This window comes from Williamsia sp. SKLECPSW1, from assembly GCF_054332755.1.
The window spans coordinates 978,237-993,174 of the sequence record NZ_JBTGLI010000001.1 but is presented as its reverse complement, the minus strand read 5'-3'; the positions used below and the strand labels follow the sequence as shown (position 1 = coordinate 993,174).

General features: G+C 69.4%; 15 protein-coding genes. 5 read left to right on the top strand and 10 right to left on the bottom strand.

Annotated features, from left to right (window positions below):
- The first annotated feature begins 5 nt into the window (after positions 1-5).
- Together ACXVUM_RS04440 and katG are read left to right on the top strand one after the other, a co-directional pair.
- Positions 6-599 (top strand): TetR family transcriptional regulator, encoded by a 594-nt coding sequence (locus ACXVUM_RS04440; RefSeq protein WP_458520633.1) that lies wholly within the window; start codon positions 6-8, stop codon positions 597-599.
- A 177-nt stretch (positions 600-776) separates the two neighbouring features.
- Positions 777-3,032: a catalase/peroxidase HPI gene (gene katG / locus ACXVUM_RS04435; RefSeq protein ID WP_458520632.1), complete on the top strand. Its 2,256-nt coding sequence runs from the start codon at positions 777-779 to the stop codon at positions 3,030-3,032.
- A 7-nt stretch (positions 3,033-3,039) separates the two neighbouring features.
- Here the strand turns inward: katG and ACXVUM_RS04430 are convergent, their stop codons facing one another.
- The 5 genes from ACXVUM_RS04430 to ACXVUM_RS04410 form a co-directional block, all read right to left on the bottom strand.
- A complete protein-coding gene (locus ACXVUM_RS04430) occupies positions 3,040-3,408 on the bottom strand; it encodes a DUF1304 domain-containing protein (protein WP_458520631.1) in 369 nt (122 codons plus the stop codon).
- An 8-nt stretch (positions 3,409-3,416) separates the two neighbouring features.
- On the bottom strand, positions 3,417-4,091 hold the full coding sequence (locus ACXVUM_RS04425; protein ID WP_458520630.1) for a GNAT family N-acetyltransferase: 675 nt from the start codon (positions 4,089-4,091) through the stop codon (positions 3,417-3,419).
- Positions 4,092-4,132: 41 nt separating this feature from the next.
- A complete protein-coding gene (locus tag ACXVUM_RS04420) occupies positions 4,133-5,503 on the bottom strand; it encodes a WS/DGAT/MGAT family O-acyltransferase (protein WP_458522777.1) in 1,371 nt (456 codons plus the stop codon).
- A gap of 107 nt (positions 5,504-5,610) precedes the next feature.
- Positions 5,611-6,105, bottom strand: coding sequence for a nitroreductase family deazaflavin-dependent oxidoreductase (locus ACXVUM_RS04415; RefSeq protein WP_458520629.1), 495 nt, complete (start codon positions 6,103-6,105; stop codon positions 5,611-5,613).
- Positions 6,106-6,117: 12 nt separating this feature from the next.
- Complete coding sequence (locus tag ACXVUM_RS04410; protein WP_458520628.1) at positions 6,118-7,284, bottom strand: steroid 3-ketoacyl-CoA thiolase; 1,167 nt, start codon at positions 7,282-7,284, stop codon at positions 6,118-6,120.
- 125 nt (positions 7,285-7,409) lie between these two features.
- Here ACXVUM_RS04410 and ACXVUM_RS04405 point away from each other — a divergent pair, with 125 nt between their 5' ends.
- Positions 7,410-8,681: a cytochrome P450 gene (locus ACXVUM_RS04405; protein WP_458520627.1), complete on the top strand. Its 1,272-nt coding sequence runs from the start codon at positions 7,410-7,412 to the stop codon at positions 8,679-8,681.
- 3 nt (positions 8,682-8,684) lie between these two features.
- Here the strand turns inward: ACXVUM_RS04405 and ACXVUM_RS04400 are convergent, their stop codons facing one another.
- On the bottom strand, positions 8,685-9,200 hold the full coding sequence (locus ACXVUM_RS04400) for a putative immunity protein (RefSeq protein ID WP_458520626.1): 516 nt from the start codon (positions 9,198-9,200) through the stop codon (positions 8,685-8,687).
- Positions 9,201-9,260: 60 nt separating this feature from the next.
- On the opposite strand from ACXVUM_RS04400, the gene bla reads away from it, so the two are divergent.
- Positions 9,261-10,142, top strand: coding sequence for a class A beta-lactamase (gene bla, locus ACXVUM_RS04395; RefSeq protein ID WP_458520625.1), 882 nt, complete (start codon positions 9,261-9,263; stop codon positions 10,140-10,142).
- A gap of 4 nt (positions 10,143-10,146) precedes the next feature.
- Here bla and ACXVUM_RS04390 read toward each other — a convergent pair whose 3' ends face one another.
- From ACXVUM_RS04390 to ACXVUM_RS04375, 4 genes are read right to left on the bottom strand one after another with little or no spacing between them, the layout of a single operon-like run.
- Complete coding sequence (locus ACXVUM_RS04390) at positions 10,147-10,587, bottom strand: nuclear transport factor 2 family protein (protein ID WP_458520624.1); 441 nt, start codon at positions 10,585-10,587, stop codon at positions 10,147-10,149.
- Positions 10,584-11,753: a thiolase domain-containing protein gene (locus ACXVUM_RS04385; protein ID WP_458520623.1), complete on the bottom strand. Its 1,170-nt coding sequence runs from the start codon at positions 11,751-11,753 to the stop codon at positions 10,584-10,586. The genes ACXVUM_RS04390 and ACXVUM_RS04385 overlap by 4 nt, the downstream gene beginning before the upstream one ends.
- Before the next feature lie 2 nt (positions 11,754-11,755).
- Positions 11,756-12,796: a thiolase domain-containing protein gene (locus ACXVUM_RS04380; protein WP_458520622.1), complete on the bottom strand. Its 1,041-nt coding sequence runs from the start codon at positions 12,794-12,796 to the stop codon at positions 11,756-11,758.
- Positions 12,793-13,812, bottom strand: a complete 1,020-nt coding sequence (locus ACXVUM_RS04375; RefSeq protein ID WP_458520621.1) for a Zn-ribbon domain-containing OB-fold protein — start codon at positions 13,810-13,812, stop codon at positions 12,793-12,795. The genes ACXVUM_RS04380 and ACXVUM_RS04375 overlap by 4 nt, the downstream gene beginning before the upstream one ends.
- 59 nt (positions 13,813-13,871) lie before the next feature.
- On the opposite strand from ACXVUM_RS04375, the gene ACXVUM_RS04370 reads away from it, so the two are divergent.
- Positions 13,872-14,909, top strand: coding sequence for an LLM class F420-dependent oxidoreductase (locus ACXVUM_RS04370; RefSeq protein WP_458520620.1), 1,038 nt, complete (start codon positions 13,872-13,874; stop codon positions 14,907-14,909).
- Positions 14,910-14,938: the final 29 nt, after the last annotated feature.

Sequence of the window (14,938 nt, the reverse complement as noted above, 5' to 3'; positions counted from 1 at the left end):
GGGTGGTGGGAACCTCTGCAGATCACGGTCGCGCCGCGGCCACCCGGACCCGACTCCTCGACGAGGCGGCCCGGTCGTTCGCCGAGCACGGGTTCCGGTCGACGTCGATCTCCGCGGTCGCACGCAGCGTGGGGGTGAGTCCGTCCACCGCGTACTTCCATTTCAGCGACAAGAACGCGCTCTTCGTCGCGGCGTTCGATCGGGAGGCGGATGCTCTGTGCGACAGGGTGATCGGTGATCCCGAGGCGGTCGGTGAGGGATACTGGCAGACCGTGCTGGTGCGCATCGCGGCCGAGATCGGTGAGTTCCCCCTGATCCATCGCGTGGTGTCCGGGCTCGAACCCGGACTGCTGCGCAGACTGTTCGAGGGGAGCTTCTCGCGCCGTGTCCGCGAGGCCATCGCGACGTCGGTCCGCCTCGGTCGGGACGAGGGTGTCATCCGCGCGGACGTCGACCCCGAGGTCGCCGCACTCGGGCTGGAGACGGTGTTCGTCTCGCTGGTGCTCAGCGCCGTCCAGGTCGGCGCGCCCGGCGACGGGGAGCGCGCGGCCGCCGTGCGCTACGTGTTGGGGTCGGCACTGGCGTCGTCCGCCGGCTGAGTCCGGCGTCGAGGCGGAGGGGCGACCTCCGGTCGTTGCCGGGTCGACACCCTCGGCCACAGCATCGCAACTCTCCTCGCCCGCGCGCCGCGATGTGCGTATGAATGGAAGGGAGACCCAGACCCGGTCGCCGGTGGTCTGGTCCGTGCAGCCCACCGTTCGACGAGAGGTCCCGCCATGACCACCTATTCCGAGTACTCCGAAGTCCTCGAGGGCGCATGCCCGTTCGGGGGCAACACGATCGGCGGGGCGGAGACCTCACCTCCCACGCTGTCCGACTGGTATCCGGACCGTCTGCGTGTGGAGCAGCTCCACACCGACGGTCCGGCGGCGAACCCGTTGCGCGACTTCGACTACGAGGCGGCCTTCTCCGCCATCGATCTCGACGCGCTCAAGGACGAGATCAAGCAGTTCCTCACCACGTCGGTGTCGTGGTGGCCGTCGGACTACGGCAACTACGGGCCGCAGATGATCCGGATGGCGTGGCACGCCGCCGGCACGTACCGCATCGCCGACGGACGTGGTGGCGCCGGTCAGGCGCTGCAACGCTTCGCGCCGATCAACAGCTGGTGGGACAACGGCAACACCGACAAATCACGTCGCCTGCTGTGGCCGATCAAGAAGAAGTACGGGAACGCCTTGTCGTGGGCCGATCTGATGATCCTCGCCGGCAACTGCTCGCTGGAGATCATGGGCTTCCCGACCTACGGTTTCGGCGGCGGCCGTCGCGATGCGTGGGAGGCGGACGACGCGACGTACTGGGGTGCCGAGTGGATCGAGAACAGCAACCCCGAGTCGTACGACGCGATGGTGATGCGGAGCAAGCGGTGGACCGGGCAGCCCGGTGACGCCGACTACGAACTCGAGCAACCGCTCGCGGCGTCGCACCAGGCCCTGATCTATGTCAACCCCGAGGGGTCGAACGCCGACGGCGACCCCGCCGCCTCGGCCATCGACATCCGGATCACGTTCGGCCGCATGGCGATGAACGACGAGGAGACCGTCGCGCTCATCGCGGGCGGCCACGCCTTCGGCAAGAGCCACGGGAAGGTCGCCGCCGACAAGGTCGGCCCGCCGCCGGAGATCGCACCGATCGAGGCGATGGGCCTGGGCTGGCACAACCCGGAGGGGCCCGGGTTCGCGGAGTACACGATGACCAACGGCATCGAGGGATCGTGGACGCCGAACCCGACCCGGTGGGACAACTCCTACCTGGAGAACCTCTTCGCGTTCGAGTGGGAGAAGACGCAGAGTCCCGCGGGGGCGTTGCAGTGGACCCCGACCGACCCGACCGCACCGCAGACCCCGGACGCCCACATCGAGGGCCGGACCGAGCCGCTGATGATGATGACGAGCGACATCGCGCTCAAGGTCGACCCGGTCTATCGCGAGATCTGCCAACGCTTCCTGGCCGACTTCGACCACTTCACCGAGCAGTTCTCGAAGGCATGGTTCAAGCTGACCCACCGGGACATGGGCCCCAAGTCGCGGTACCTCGGTCCGGAGGTGCCCGCCGAGGACTTCTCGTGGCAGGACCCGCTGCCGGCCGCGGAGGGACCGACTGTCGGCGACGACGACATCGCCGGCCTCAAGCAGGCCATCACCGACTCGGGCATCTCCGTGTCCGACCTCGCCTACACCGCGTTCTCGTCGGCGGTCACCTTCCGCATCTCCGACAAACGCGGCGGCGCGAACGGCGCGCGGATCGCGCTCGCACCGCAGAAGGACTGGTCGGTCAACGCACGCACCGTCGACGTCGTCGCGGCCCTGCGCGGCATCGCCGAGTCGAGCGGTACCTCGGTGAGCCTCGCCGACGTCATCGTCCTCGGCGGCTGCGTCGCCGTCGAGAAGGCCGCTGCCGCCGCAGGGGTCCCGGTGACCGTCCCGTTCACCCCGGGGCGGGTCGACGCCTCCCAGGAGCAGACCGATCCCGAGCAGTTCGCCTGGCTCGCACCGGTCGTCGACGGGTTCCGCAACTACGTCCTGCCCGACTACCACTCGGTGTCCTCGATCGCACCCGAGCGGATGTTCCTCGACCGCGCCGCCCTGCTGGGGCTGTCGGCGCCGCAGTGGGTCGCGCTCACCGGCGGCCTCCGGGTGCTGGGATGCAACCACGACGGCTCGGCGACGGGCGTCTTCACCGATCGCGTCGGCACGCTCAGCACCGACTTCTTCGACGTCGTCACGACCATGGATCTGGAATGGACCAAGGCCGACGACGCGGGCACCGCGTTCACCCTCGACGACCGCGAGACCGGGGAGACCCGGTTCCACGCCTCACGCAACGATCTGTTGTTCGGCTCGAACCAGCAGTTGCGTGCGGTCGCCGAGGTCTATGCCGGCAGTGACGGCCTCGAGCGGTTCGTGCACGACTTCGTCGAGGTGTGGGACAAGGTCATGATGGCCGACCGCTATGACGTCGTGACGGGCTGAGAGGGGTCTACAGGACCGCGAACAGCACCAGCGCGACGACGGCGAAGGTTGCCTGCGACGCGGCTGCGCGCAGGTACGACAGGCCCGTCGTGAGGAGCACCGCGGCCGCGGCGACGATGCAGGCGCAGCAGAACACCACCAACGCCGTGCCCGCATCGCCGCCGATCGCGATGCCGACGACGATCCCGACGGCCAGGAAGAGGTTGTAGAACCCCTGGTTGTACGCCATCGAGCGCGTGGCCTCCGCCTCGGCGGTGGAGGCGAGTCCGAACCGGCGGAACACCGCGGGCCGCGTCCACAGGATCGACTCCATCGCGAAGATGGCGACGTGCAGGAGCGCGGCGAGCCCTGCGAAGACCGTTGCGAGAACGGGCATCGGGGACGTCAGGCAGGTGCGCCGGGAGCGCGGACGACCATCGGCACGCCCGGGAACGCCGACGCCATCTCCGACCGCGACTTCCGCAGTGCGGCGGTGCCGTAGCCCTTCTTGCGGTGATCGGGGTGGATCCAGATGCGGACGTTGACCTCGCCGTCGACGAGTTCGCCGAACACCAGACCGACCTTCTGCGTGCCGTCGGCGGTCAGCTCCTCGGCGACGTACCAGGCGGCCTCCTCGACGCGGACCCGCTCGATGGCCAGGGCGATCTCCTCGTCGAGGCCGGCGGCAGGGTTGCCCGAACCGTCACCGGCGGCACCGATCTCCTCGGTGCGGGCACCGAAGATGTCGCTGTCGGTGGTGCCGTGGAACGCCCGCAGCGCGAGTGACTCACCGGTGCTGCCCGGGCGGTCGGCGAGGGTGAACGTGAGCTGTTGGTCGAGGTCGTCGAGTTCGGCCTGGTTCGCCCGGCGCTCGTCGACGGTGAGCTGCTGCAGGGACATGCCCATCACCGCCTCGGCGCCGAGGGTCGATGCGTCGAGCAGTCGGGTCAGTGCGCGCACCGCACCGTCCCGGTCGGGGGCGTCGACGATGGCGTCGAGCACCTCGTGGCGCTTGTCGAAGGCGGTGAGGAGGGCGTTGGTGATCTCCCGGCGCGCTGCTGCACGGTCGTGATCGGTCATGGCGTCATCGTAGGACAGCGGCGCACCGACGTGTCCGGGTCTCAGGCGATGGACGCCTTCTCGAGATCGGTGAGCGCGTCCTCGAGATGGTGGATCATGCGTTGCAGACTGGGCAGTGTCTGACGACATCCGACGATCCCGAAGTCCAGCGAGTCGTCGTTGCTGGTGAACGTGATGTTCATGGCCTGTCCGTCCAGCACGATCGACGCCGGGTAGACGCCGTCGAGGCGAGAGCCGTTCCAGTACAACGGCTTCGTCGGCCCCGGGACGTTGGAGATGATCACGTTGAACGGCGGTCGGGTCAGCGAGACGTACCCCGGGATGGGTGACAGCGCCAACGCCGACATGTTGACCGCGCTGAGCAGGAGGATCTGCAGCGGCGTGAGCTCGCGCATCAGTCGCTTCGACGCCTGGGCCGACTCGCGGATGGTCCGCAGACGTGCCAGCGGATCGTCGAGATCGGTTGCCAGCGAGCAGATCACGGCGCCCACGGCGTTTCCGCCGGAGCTGTCGGCGTCCGAGCGCAGCGACACGGGGACCATCGCCGTCAGCGACTTGTCGGGCAGCGCGTCGAGCTCGGTCAGGTAGGCCTTCAACGCGCCGCTGCACATGGCGAGGACGACGTCGTTGAGGGTCGCGTCGGCCGCTTCCGCGACGCCCCGGACACGGTCGATCTCCCACGACTGGGCGACGAACCGCCGCGCACCGCCGATGGGCCCGTTGAGGATGCTGCGCGGCGCCTCGAACGGTGTGGTGAAGCTGTGGTCGCGCACGGCCTGCCCCAGCACCTTCAGCGATGCGGGTACGAGGCCGGCCGCCGTCGTCCCCAGCGAGACGCCCTTGCCGACGAGCGAGAGCGGCAGCGCGAGCGGGCCGCCGCCCGACGACCGCGTCGTGGCCTTGCCGGGCCGCGGATCCCAGGGGACACGGACGTCGGTCTCGTCGGGGTCGTCGGTGAGGGTCTCCTGCAGCATGCGCAGTGCCGACACACCGTCGACGAGGGAGTGGTGCACCTTGGTGTAGACGGCGAATCGCCCGTCCTCGAGGCCCTCCACGAGATGGGTCTCCCACATGGGGCGGTGGCGGTCGAGCAGGGTTCCGTGCCACCGGGAGGTGAGCTGGAACAGCTCACGGATGCGCCCCGGGCGGGGGACCGCCGAGTGGCGGATGTGGTAGTCGAGGTCGACGTCGGATTCCGTGGCCCACCACAGGTTGCCGACCGAGCTGACGGGGTCCGCCGGACGTCTGTTGAACCGAGAGTTGATGTCGGTGTGCGATCGGAGTTCGGCGACCATCGTCCGGACGTAGTCCGGGTCGGCACCGTCGGGTGGGGTGAACAGCTGGAGCCCACCGACGTGCATGGGGTGCTCGCGCGATTCGGCGAACAGGAACATCGCGTCGGTCGGGGGCATGTACGTCACGGGGTCAGTGTTCTCCCCGGATGCCCTGCGTGGTGACGGTTTGGCGGACCGTTTGGTCATCCGTGACCCGGGTCACGGAGAGGTCACCGACACCCGCGTCAGTCCGAGGGGACGCAGACCACCAGCGGGATGGTTCGGTCGGCCCAGTGCTGGTACTGGTCGACGTCGGCGTAGAGCTCGGCCATCTTCGGCCAGAGGCGCTCACGCTCGTCGTCGTCGGCGGGGTGTGCGCGATACGGACGGGTGGTCTTGCCGATCTGGATGGTGACCGCCGGGTCGGCGACGAGGTTCAGATACCAGAGCGGGTGGTTCTTGCGCCCACCCTGTGAGGCGACGAGGACGACGTCCTCCCCGTCGCGTAGGCACAGCAGCGGCACGGTCCGCGGCTCGCCGGACTTGCGGCCGGTCGTGGTGAGCAGGCAGACGGGCACAGGCTTGTGGAAGCCGGCGCCGATGCGCCAGCGTCCGCCGATGCGACCACCGGTGGCCTTGTACAGCGCGGTGTTGGCCTTCGACCCCCACTTGAGGATCGTCCCGACCGCGGCCGAGTCCAGCGCGTCGGGCTTCTCACGGTGCTGCTTGTCCGTCGTCATTGGAACATCTTCTCAGATTCGTTCCAATATGGTCCCGGTGGACAGGGCGCCGCCCGCGCACATGGTGATGAGCGCGGTCGAGGTGTCGCTGCGCTCGAGTTCGTGCAGGGCTGTCGTGATGAGCCGGGACCCCGTGCTGCCGACCGGGTGGCCGAGCGCGATGGCACCCCCGTTGACGTTGACCTTGTCCATGTCGGGCTCGTGCACCGACGCCCAGCTGAGCAGGACGGACGCGAACGCCTCGTTGACCTCGAAGCGGTCGATGTCCGACATCGACATGCCCGCCTTGGCCAGGACGCGCTCGGTGGCCTGGACCGGTCCGTCGAGGTGGTAGTACGGCTCGGCGCCGACGAGCACCTGGGCCCGCAGGCGTGCCCGCGGGGTGAGGCCGAGTTCGCGCGCCCGGTCCTCGTCCATCAACAGGACGGCCGCGGCGCCGTCGGACACCTGCGACGACGTCCCCGCGGTGTGGATGCCGTCGTCGAGGATGGGCGTGAGGCGGCCCAGCGACTCGAGGGTGGTGTCGCGCAGACCCTGATCGCGGGTGACGTCGAGCATCTCGCCGGTCAGCTCACCGTCCTTGGTGCGCTCGGGAGCCTTCATCGACAGCACCTCGCGGTCGAACCGGCCCTCGTCCCACGCCTGCTTGGCCAGGCGCTGACTGCGCTCGCCGAGGGCGTCGGTGTCCGCGCGGGTGATCCCGCGGCGCTGCGCGATCCGCTCGGCGGCGTCGAATTGGGTGGGCATGTCGATGTCCCACGATTCGGGTCGACGGGGTCCCGCGCCCTCGAGCATCACGTTCGCCCCGAGGGGGACCATGCTCATCGCCTCGACACCGCAGGCGATGCCGACGTCGATGGCGCCGGTCGCGATGAGACCCGCGACGAGGTGGTTGGCCTGCTGCGCGGACCCGCACTGGCAGTCGACGGTGGTCGCACCGGTCTGCCACGGGAGGCCCTCGTTCAACCAGGCCGTTCGCGTGATGTTGTTGCCCTGCGCGCCGACCTGCATGACGCAGCCGCCGATGACCTGCTCGACGAGCGCGGGGTCGATACCGGTGCGCTCGACGACTCCCCGCTGGACCGCGCCCAGGAGCTCGACCGGGTGCAGGCCCGAGAGCCACCCCGCCCGCTTGCCGATCGGCGACCGTACTGCTTCCACGATGACAGGAACACCCATGGGTCAAAACTAGAACACGTTCTCGCGGGAGTCCACATCGGACGGCGAAAGTGCTGTACGACCGGCACGGACGGGTCCACACTGGGAAGTGGAACAGGTTCACCTCCCGTGAAGGAAAATCGATCATGTCCGACACCCCGACCCACTCTGCCGCATGTCCGGTGTTCTCCGACCCCGTGCTGCGGGACGGCACGGACCTCACGAGTCCGTCGCTGTTGCAGGACGGGATCCCGCATGCGACCTTCGCCGAGCTCCGGCAGACCGCACCGGTGCACTGGATCGACCAGCCCGCGGGCAGCGGCGGCGGATTCCACGACGGCGGGTACTGGGCGGTCACCCGGCACGAGGACATCCGGGCGATCTCGAAGAACAACGAGCTGTGGTCGGCCAACGCGAACGGCGTCATCGTCCGGTTCGACGACGACATGGAGCCCGAACAGCTCGAGGTGACCAAGGCGCTCGTCATCAACCACGACCCGCCCGAGCACACGCGGCTGCGCAAACTGGTCGCGAAGACGTTCACGCCGCGCTCGGTGCATGCACTCGAGGAGGGGTTGGCGCAGCGGGCGCGACAGATCGTGGAGAAGGCGGCGACCCAGGAGGGGCCGGCCGACTTCGTGCACGACGTCGCGGTCGAGCTGCCGCTGCAGGCCATCGCCGACCTGCTCGGCGTACCGCAGGACGATCGTCAGAAGCTGTTCGCCTGGTCCAACGCGATGATGAACTACGACGACCCCGACTTCACCGACGATCCGCAGCTGGCCTCCGCGCAGATGCTCGGCTACGCCTACGAGATGGCCGAGGACCGCAAGAAGTGTCCGGTGGGGGACATCGTCACCGAACTCGTCCACGCCGACATCGACGGCCACGCACTCGACGAGCTCGAGTTCGGCTACTTCTTCATCATGCTGAGCGTCGCGGGCAACGAGACGACCCGCAACGCGATCACGCGCGGCATGAACGCATTCCTCGACAACCCCGACCAGTGGGACCTCTTCAAGCGGGAACGGCCTGCCACCGCCGCCGACGAGATCGTGCGCTGGGCGACGCCCGTGAACTGTTTCCAACGGACGGCGAAGGCCGACGTCGAACTCGGTGGCGCGCAGATCAAGCAGGGGCAGCGGGTCGGGATGTTCTACGGATCGGCCAACTACGACACCACGGTGTTCGACGACCCGTTCACCTTCGACATCACACGAGACCCCAACCCGCACCTCGGATTCGGCGGTCACGGCGCGCACTACTGCGTCGGCGCGAACCTGGCGCGGATGGAGATCGACCTCATCTTCTCGGCGATCGCCGACCACATGCCGGACATCGCCAAGATCGACGAACCGCGCTACCTCCGCCACGGGTGGATCAACGGCATCAAGGAGCTGTCGGTCCGCTATCGGTGACGGTCAGTCTCCGAAGACGTCCCAGCAGATCGCGTCCCGACGGATCTGGTCCTCGACGACGAGGTCACGCAGGCGGTCGGGGACGAGTGCGCGCTGCCGATCCCGGGTCCTCAGACGCACGGTCTCCCGGCGACCCGGTTCCGCGGCCGCGACCGCTGCCCTGATCGCGTAGGCCGCCGCGCCCAGATCGTGCTCGGGGACGTGGGCGACGCAGGCGGCCTGACCGGCCGAGTAGGCCGCCCACCGCGGCGCACCGGACAGTGGCCGGGCCGCGCCCATCGCATGCCCGCCCGCGGCGCGACAGGCCGTCATCCGCATCGCGCCGTCGGCCCACGCCCGCGTGGCGGCGATCGCCTCGCGGGGGCGGGTGTCGTCGGCGACATGTGACTCGACGAGGGCGAGAACGGATTCCGCGCACTCGGCAGCCCACAGGGCGAGCAGTCGGTGATCCTCGTCGGTCAGCGTGCCGCCTCGTCGCACGGTCACCAGACGCGGGTCGCGGACGGTCGGCAGGATCACGAGGGGCGATGCTACGGCCGGTCGAGCACGACTGCTTCCCGGCAGGGCACACTGTTCGCCATGCGTACAGTCCGATCGATCGTCGTGGCGCTCCTCGTCCCCGCCGCCCTCGCGGCCGGGCTCACCGCCGCTCCCGCACACGCGTCGCCGACCGTCGACGCCCAGATCCGATCGCTCTCCTCCGCATCTCGACTCGACCTCGGGGTGTGGGCCCGCGACCTCACGACGGGGCGTGTGATCGCGTCGACCGGATCGGATCACAGGTTCCCGGTCCTCTCGATGTCGAAGGTGTACCTCGCGGCGGCCGTGCTGGACGCCGCTCGCCACGGCCGGCTCCGCCTCGACAGCCCGGTACCCGTCCGGCGCGAGGACATCGTCACCCATTCACCGGTCACGCAGACCCGGGTCGGTCGCACCATGACCTACGCCGAGATCGCCACCGCCGCCCTGCAGCAGAGCGACAACACCGCGGCCAACCTGATGTTCGCGGCGATCGGCGGACCCCCGGGGGTGACGGCCTTCGCGCGCAGCGCCCACGACCCCGCGACGGTGATGGTGCGGCAGGAGACGGCGCTGAACTCCGCGATCCCCGGCGACCACCGCGACACCACCGTGCCGCAGGCGTTCGCGGCCGGCCTGCGGGCGGTCATGGTCGGCACCCGACTCGATCCCCGCGACCGGGCGACACTCGTCGGGTGGATGCGCGGGACCCGCACGTCGGACGAGCGGTTCCGTGCGGACCTGCCGGCGGGCTGGACGTCGGCGGACAAGACCGGCTCGGGCGACTACGGCACCGCGAACGACGGAGGTCTGCTCATCGGGCCTCGTGGACAGCGCATCCTGCTGGTGGTGCAGACCCGTCGCAGCAGTGTCGACCCCGACGCGACCGCCGATCAGGTCGTGATCGGGCGGGTGGCGGCGCTGGTGGCGCGCTCGGTCTGACCTGTCAGGCCTTCCGCATCGACTCCATGGTCTTCTGGACCTCCCAGAAGGCACGGAGGGCGACGAGCTTCCCGGCGTCGTCGGCGCGATAGGTGAACACCCCGCGCGAGGTGGTGACGTGCCCGCCGATGTGGGTGACGATGCGCCCGATGTAGGCGACCTCGTTCCCGCAGATGATCTCCTCGTCGAACTCGAAGTCGAGCCGCTCGGTGGTCGCGATCGTCATGTCCCAGAAGGCGGAGATGGCGTCCCGTCCGCGGTGGCCGACACCCTGCTCGTCGAACATCGAGGGGCCCACGGGATCCTCGACGATCGCGTCGTCGGCGAAGTTGTCGAGCCATCCCTGCTTGTCGCGGGCGGCGACCATCTCGCGCGAGACACGACCGGCGACGACGGCCGGGTTGTTCTCGCGGTCGATGTCGAGGTAGGCGGGTGTGTCGCTCACGGCTTGTCCGCGCCGAGCAGCCACATCGAGAAGTACTGCGACCCACCGCCGTAGGCGTGTCCCATCGCGGTGCGGGCCCCGTCGACCTGGTGGTCGCCGGCCTTCCCCTGCACCTGACGGGCGGCCTCCGCGCAGCGGATCATCCCGGACGCGCCGATCGGGTTCGACGAGAGCACACCGCCCGACGGGTTGACCGGCATCCGACCGCCGAAGTCGGTCTCACCGGCCTCGGTGAGCTTCCACCCCTCGTTGATCGCGGCGAAACCGAGGTTCTCCAGCCACATCGGCTCGAACCACGAGAACGGGACGTAGATCTCGGCGACGTCGACCTCGTCGAGCGGGTCGGTCACGCCGGCATCGCGCCAGAGCGCCGCCGACGCGTCGCGTCCCGCCTGCGGGCTGACCACGTTGCGGTGGGCGTAGGCGAGCGGCTCGGTACGCATGGCGGTCGCGCGGATCCACGCCACCGGGGTGCCGGATGCGACCGCGTCGTCGGCGGACTTCTCGTCGCCGATGACCACGGCGCAGGCGCCGTCGGACGACGGGCAGGTCTCGTCGTAGCGGATGGGGTCCCAGAGCATCTGCGACGCCATGACGCTCTCGACGGTGATGTCGGGCTGATGGAGGTGGGCGAGCGGGTTCTTCGCGCCGTTGCGACGGTCCTTCGCCGCGACGATGGCGCCGATGTGCTCGGGTGCGCCCGACTGGCGGATGTAGGCGCGCACGTGCGGCGCGAAGAAGCCGCCCGCGCCGGCGCCCACCGGCATGGTGAACGGGACGGGGATCGACAACGCCCACATGGCGTTCGACTCCGACTGCTTCTCCCAGGCGACCGCCAGCACCCGCTTGTGGATGCCCGACTTCACCAGCGACGACGCCACCACGGCGGTCGACGCGCCGACCGATCCGGCGGTGTGCACGCGGATCAGCCGCTTGCCGACCGCACCGAGCGAGGCCGCCATCGACAGCTCCGGCATCATCGACCCCTCGAAGAGGTCGGGGGCCTTGCCGACGACGACGGCGTCGATGTCGTCCATCGTGTAGCCGGAATCGGCGAGGGCGGCGTCGATCGCCTCCCGGCACATGCCCGCCATCGTCACGTCGTGACGCTTGGCGACGTACTTGGTCTGCCCGGTCCCGATGACCGCGGCGCGGTTGGCACCCATGCTCATTCCCCGCTTCCGGCGGCACCGGAGAGGGCCACCACCATGTTCTGCTGCAGCAACGGTCCGCTGGTCGCGTGTGCGAGCGCGGTCGAGGCCTCCCCGGCCAGGATCGCCGTCGCCGCGAAGCCGATGCGTTCGAGGCCGGCGGCGAACATCGGGTTGGCGGCGAGTGCTCCGCCCGACGGGTTGATCTGTACCGAATCGGGCAGCCGCAGTTCGTTTCTCAGGATGATCTCCTGGTGGGTGAACGGCGCGTACAGCTCGGCGACGTCGACGGAGCGGTCGTCGCCGAGTGCGGCGTCGCCGGCCAACCGGGTCGACGGTGACGCGGTCAGATCCCGCGCGCCGAAGTTCGGTGTGTCGATGCGGTGGTCCCAACCGGTGACCCAGGCGGGGTTGGCGACGAGCTGCTTCGCCCGCTCCTCACTCGCCAGGATGACGGCGGCGGCGCCGTCGGTGTACCGCGAGCTGTCGTGTGCGCGCAGGGGTGCGGCGGTCACGGGCTCGGCGAGGAGCTCGTCGACGTCGCGTCCGAGCGTGCGGGCGGCGACCTCGGCCATCTGACGTTCCGTCCACGCCCCGGACTCGAGACCCAGTCGCGCCTGCATGCCGGCCAGGGAGACGGCGTCCGGCCACAGCGGTGACACGGTGTAGGGGTCGGTCTGCAGCGCCAGGGTGAGGTCCATCGTGCCCGCCGACGTCTTGCCGAACCCGTAGGCGAGGGCCAGGTCGACCTCGCCGGTGGCGATCTTGACGTACGCCTCGTAGGCGGCCCATGCGGCGTCCATCTCGACGTGCGACTCGTTGATCGGCGGCACCGCGCCGATCGAGTCGATCGCGGAGATGAACGAGAAGGCCCGGCCGGCCAGGTAGTCCGAGGACCCGCTGCACCAGAACTCGATGTCGGTGCGGCTGATGCCGAGTTCGGCGTAGAGCTTCGCGAAGCACGGCATGAGCATCTCGACGCCGTTGGTGGTGCCGAAGCTCGCGTCGACATGGGGGCTGTGGGCGAATCCGACAATCGCCACGCGCGGTGCGTTCACAGGTGACTCCGGTAGGTCTCGTAGTCGGCGTCGGGCTCGCCGGACGGCTTGAAGTGGCTGATGTTGCGCAGCGTGTGGTCCCACTCGGACTCGTCACGCCACACGGCCTTCACGCGCATGCCCATCCGGACCTCGTGGGCCTCGCACTCGAGGATGAGGTGCAGGAACCCGATGTCGGCGCCGTCGAGCACGACGTAGGCGGCGACGTAGGGCGGCTTGATCTGCTGGCCCAGGAACGGGACGTTGACGATGCAGAAGGTGGTGACGATGCCGGTGTCGGGCAGTTCCACCCGCTCGGTGGTGGGGTCGCCGTTCGCCGGGCTGGAGACGCGCGGTGGGAAGTAGACACCGTCGCTGGCGCGGCCACCGATCAGCTTGCCCTCCTTGAGGCCCTCGAGGTACCAGGTCTCGACAACCGTTGCCGCGTGGTCGATCTCGAGACCGATGGGGTAGGTGACCACCCCGGGGGTCTCCTGCTCCGCGGTCGAGTCCGGCGCGTCCTGCGCGCTGTCGCCGAGGGCGAAGTGGGTGATGTCGGTGATGCGTCCGGTGCGGTCCGTACCCCACACGGGCACCACCCGGGAACCGGTCGACAGCGCGTCGGGGGAGTCGACCGCGACGGCGTGGAGCAGATCGGTGTCCGCACCGTCGAGACGGATGAGCGCCCAGGCGAACGGTCGGTCGAGCGGCTGACCCGGCAGGGGTGTGGGTTGCCAGGACCAGGTCGTGACGGTGCCGACCGGTCCGACGTCGACGAAATCGGTGGTGGGTGCGCCGGTCTCGGGATCGAACTCGCTCGGCGGCACCATCACGGTCCCCGCCGCGGTCCGCCCCGCGACGATCCGCCCCTCGCGGATGCCGTCCGCGAACCGGCCCAACACCGGTCCCAGCGAGCGGGTGTAGTCGAAGCTGTTGCGCAACGGTGCGGTCAGCACCGGCGTCTCTGGTTCGGGTACGTCGGCCTCTGCCGACGCCAACACGGCGGCCAGTCCGGGCCCGGTCTCGCTGATGGTCACCCAGCGAGTAGAACAGGTTCTAGTATTGCTCCGCAAGGAACCGTCGCCAGGAGGCTCGCGTGAAGCTGGGACTGCAGTTGGGCTATTGGGCCGCGGGGCCCATCGACGACGCCCCGGAACTGATCGCCGCAGCGGAGGAATCAGGCTTCGACGCGGTGTTCACCGCCGAGTCGTGGGGGTCGGATGCCTTCACGCCACTCGCGTGGTGGGGTAGTGCGACGACCCGTGTCCGGCTGGGCACCGCCGTCGCCCAGATCTCGGCGCGTCCACCGACGTCGCTGGCGATGCACGCCCTCACGATCGACCACCTCTCGGGCGGCCGCCACGTCCTCGGCATCGGCGTCTCCGGGCCGCAGGTCGTCGAGGGGTGGTACGGGCAACCGTTCGCCAGGCCGCTGGCGCGGACGCGCGAATACGTGCAGGTCATCCGGGATGTACTCGATCGGAAGGGTCCGGTGACCAACGACGGCCACCACTACCCGCTGCCCTACCCCTCCGATGCGCCCGGCGCGACCGGTCTGGGCAAGTCGCTGAAGCCGATCACGCATCCGCTGCGCTCGGATCTGCCCATCTGGCTGGGTGCCGAGGGGCCCAAGAACATCGCCCTCGCCGGCGAGATCGCCGACGGCTGGCTCGCGATCTACTACACCCCCCGCCTGGCCGATCGCTACGAGGAGTGGCTCGCCGAGGGCATGAGCCGGCCGGGCGCGCGGCGGACCCGCGACGAGTTCGAGGTGGCGGCGACGGTGCAGGTCGAGATCACCGACGACGTCGCCGCGACCGTCGCGTCGTACAAGCCCATCACCGCGTTCTACCTGGGCGGGATGGGGGCCAAGGGCCTCAACTTCCATGCCGAGGTCTACCGCCGGATGGGGTACGCCGAGGCCGTCGACGAGATCAGCGCGCTGTTCGCCGAGGGTCGTCGTGACGATGCGATCGCCGCGGTCCCCGACGAGCTGGTGCGCGAGACCATGATCGTCGGCGACGAGGAGGCGGTCCGCCGCGACATCGAACGATGGGAGGCCGCGGGCGTCTCGATGCTCATGGTGACCGCTCGATCGGCCGACCTTGTCCGCCGACTGGGGAAGCTGGTCTAATGAGCGGTCGAGCCAACTAGAACATGTTC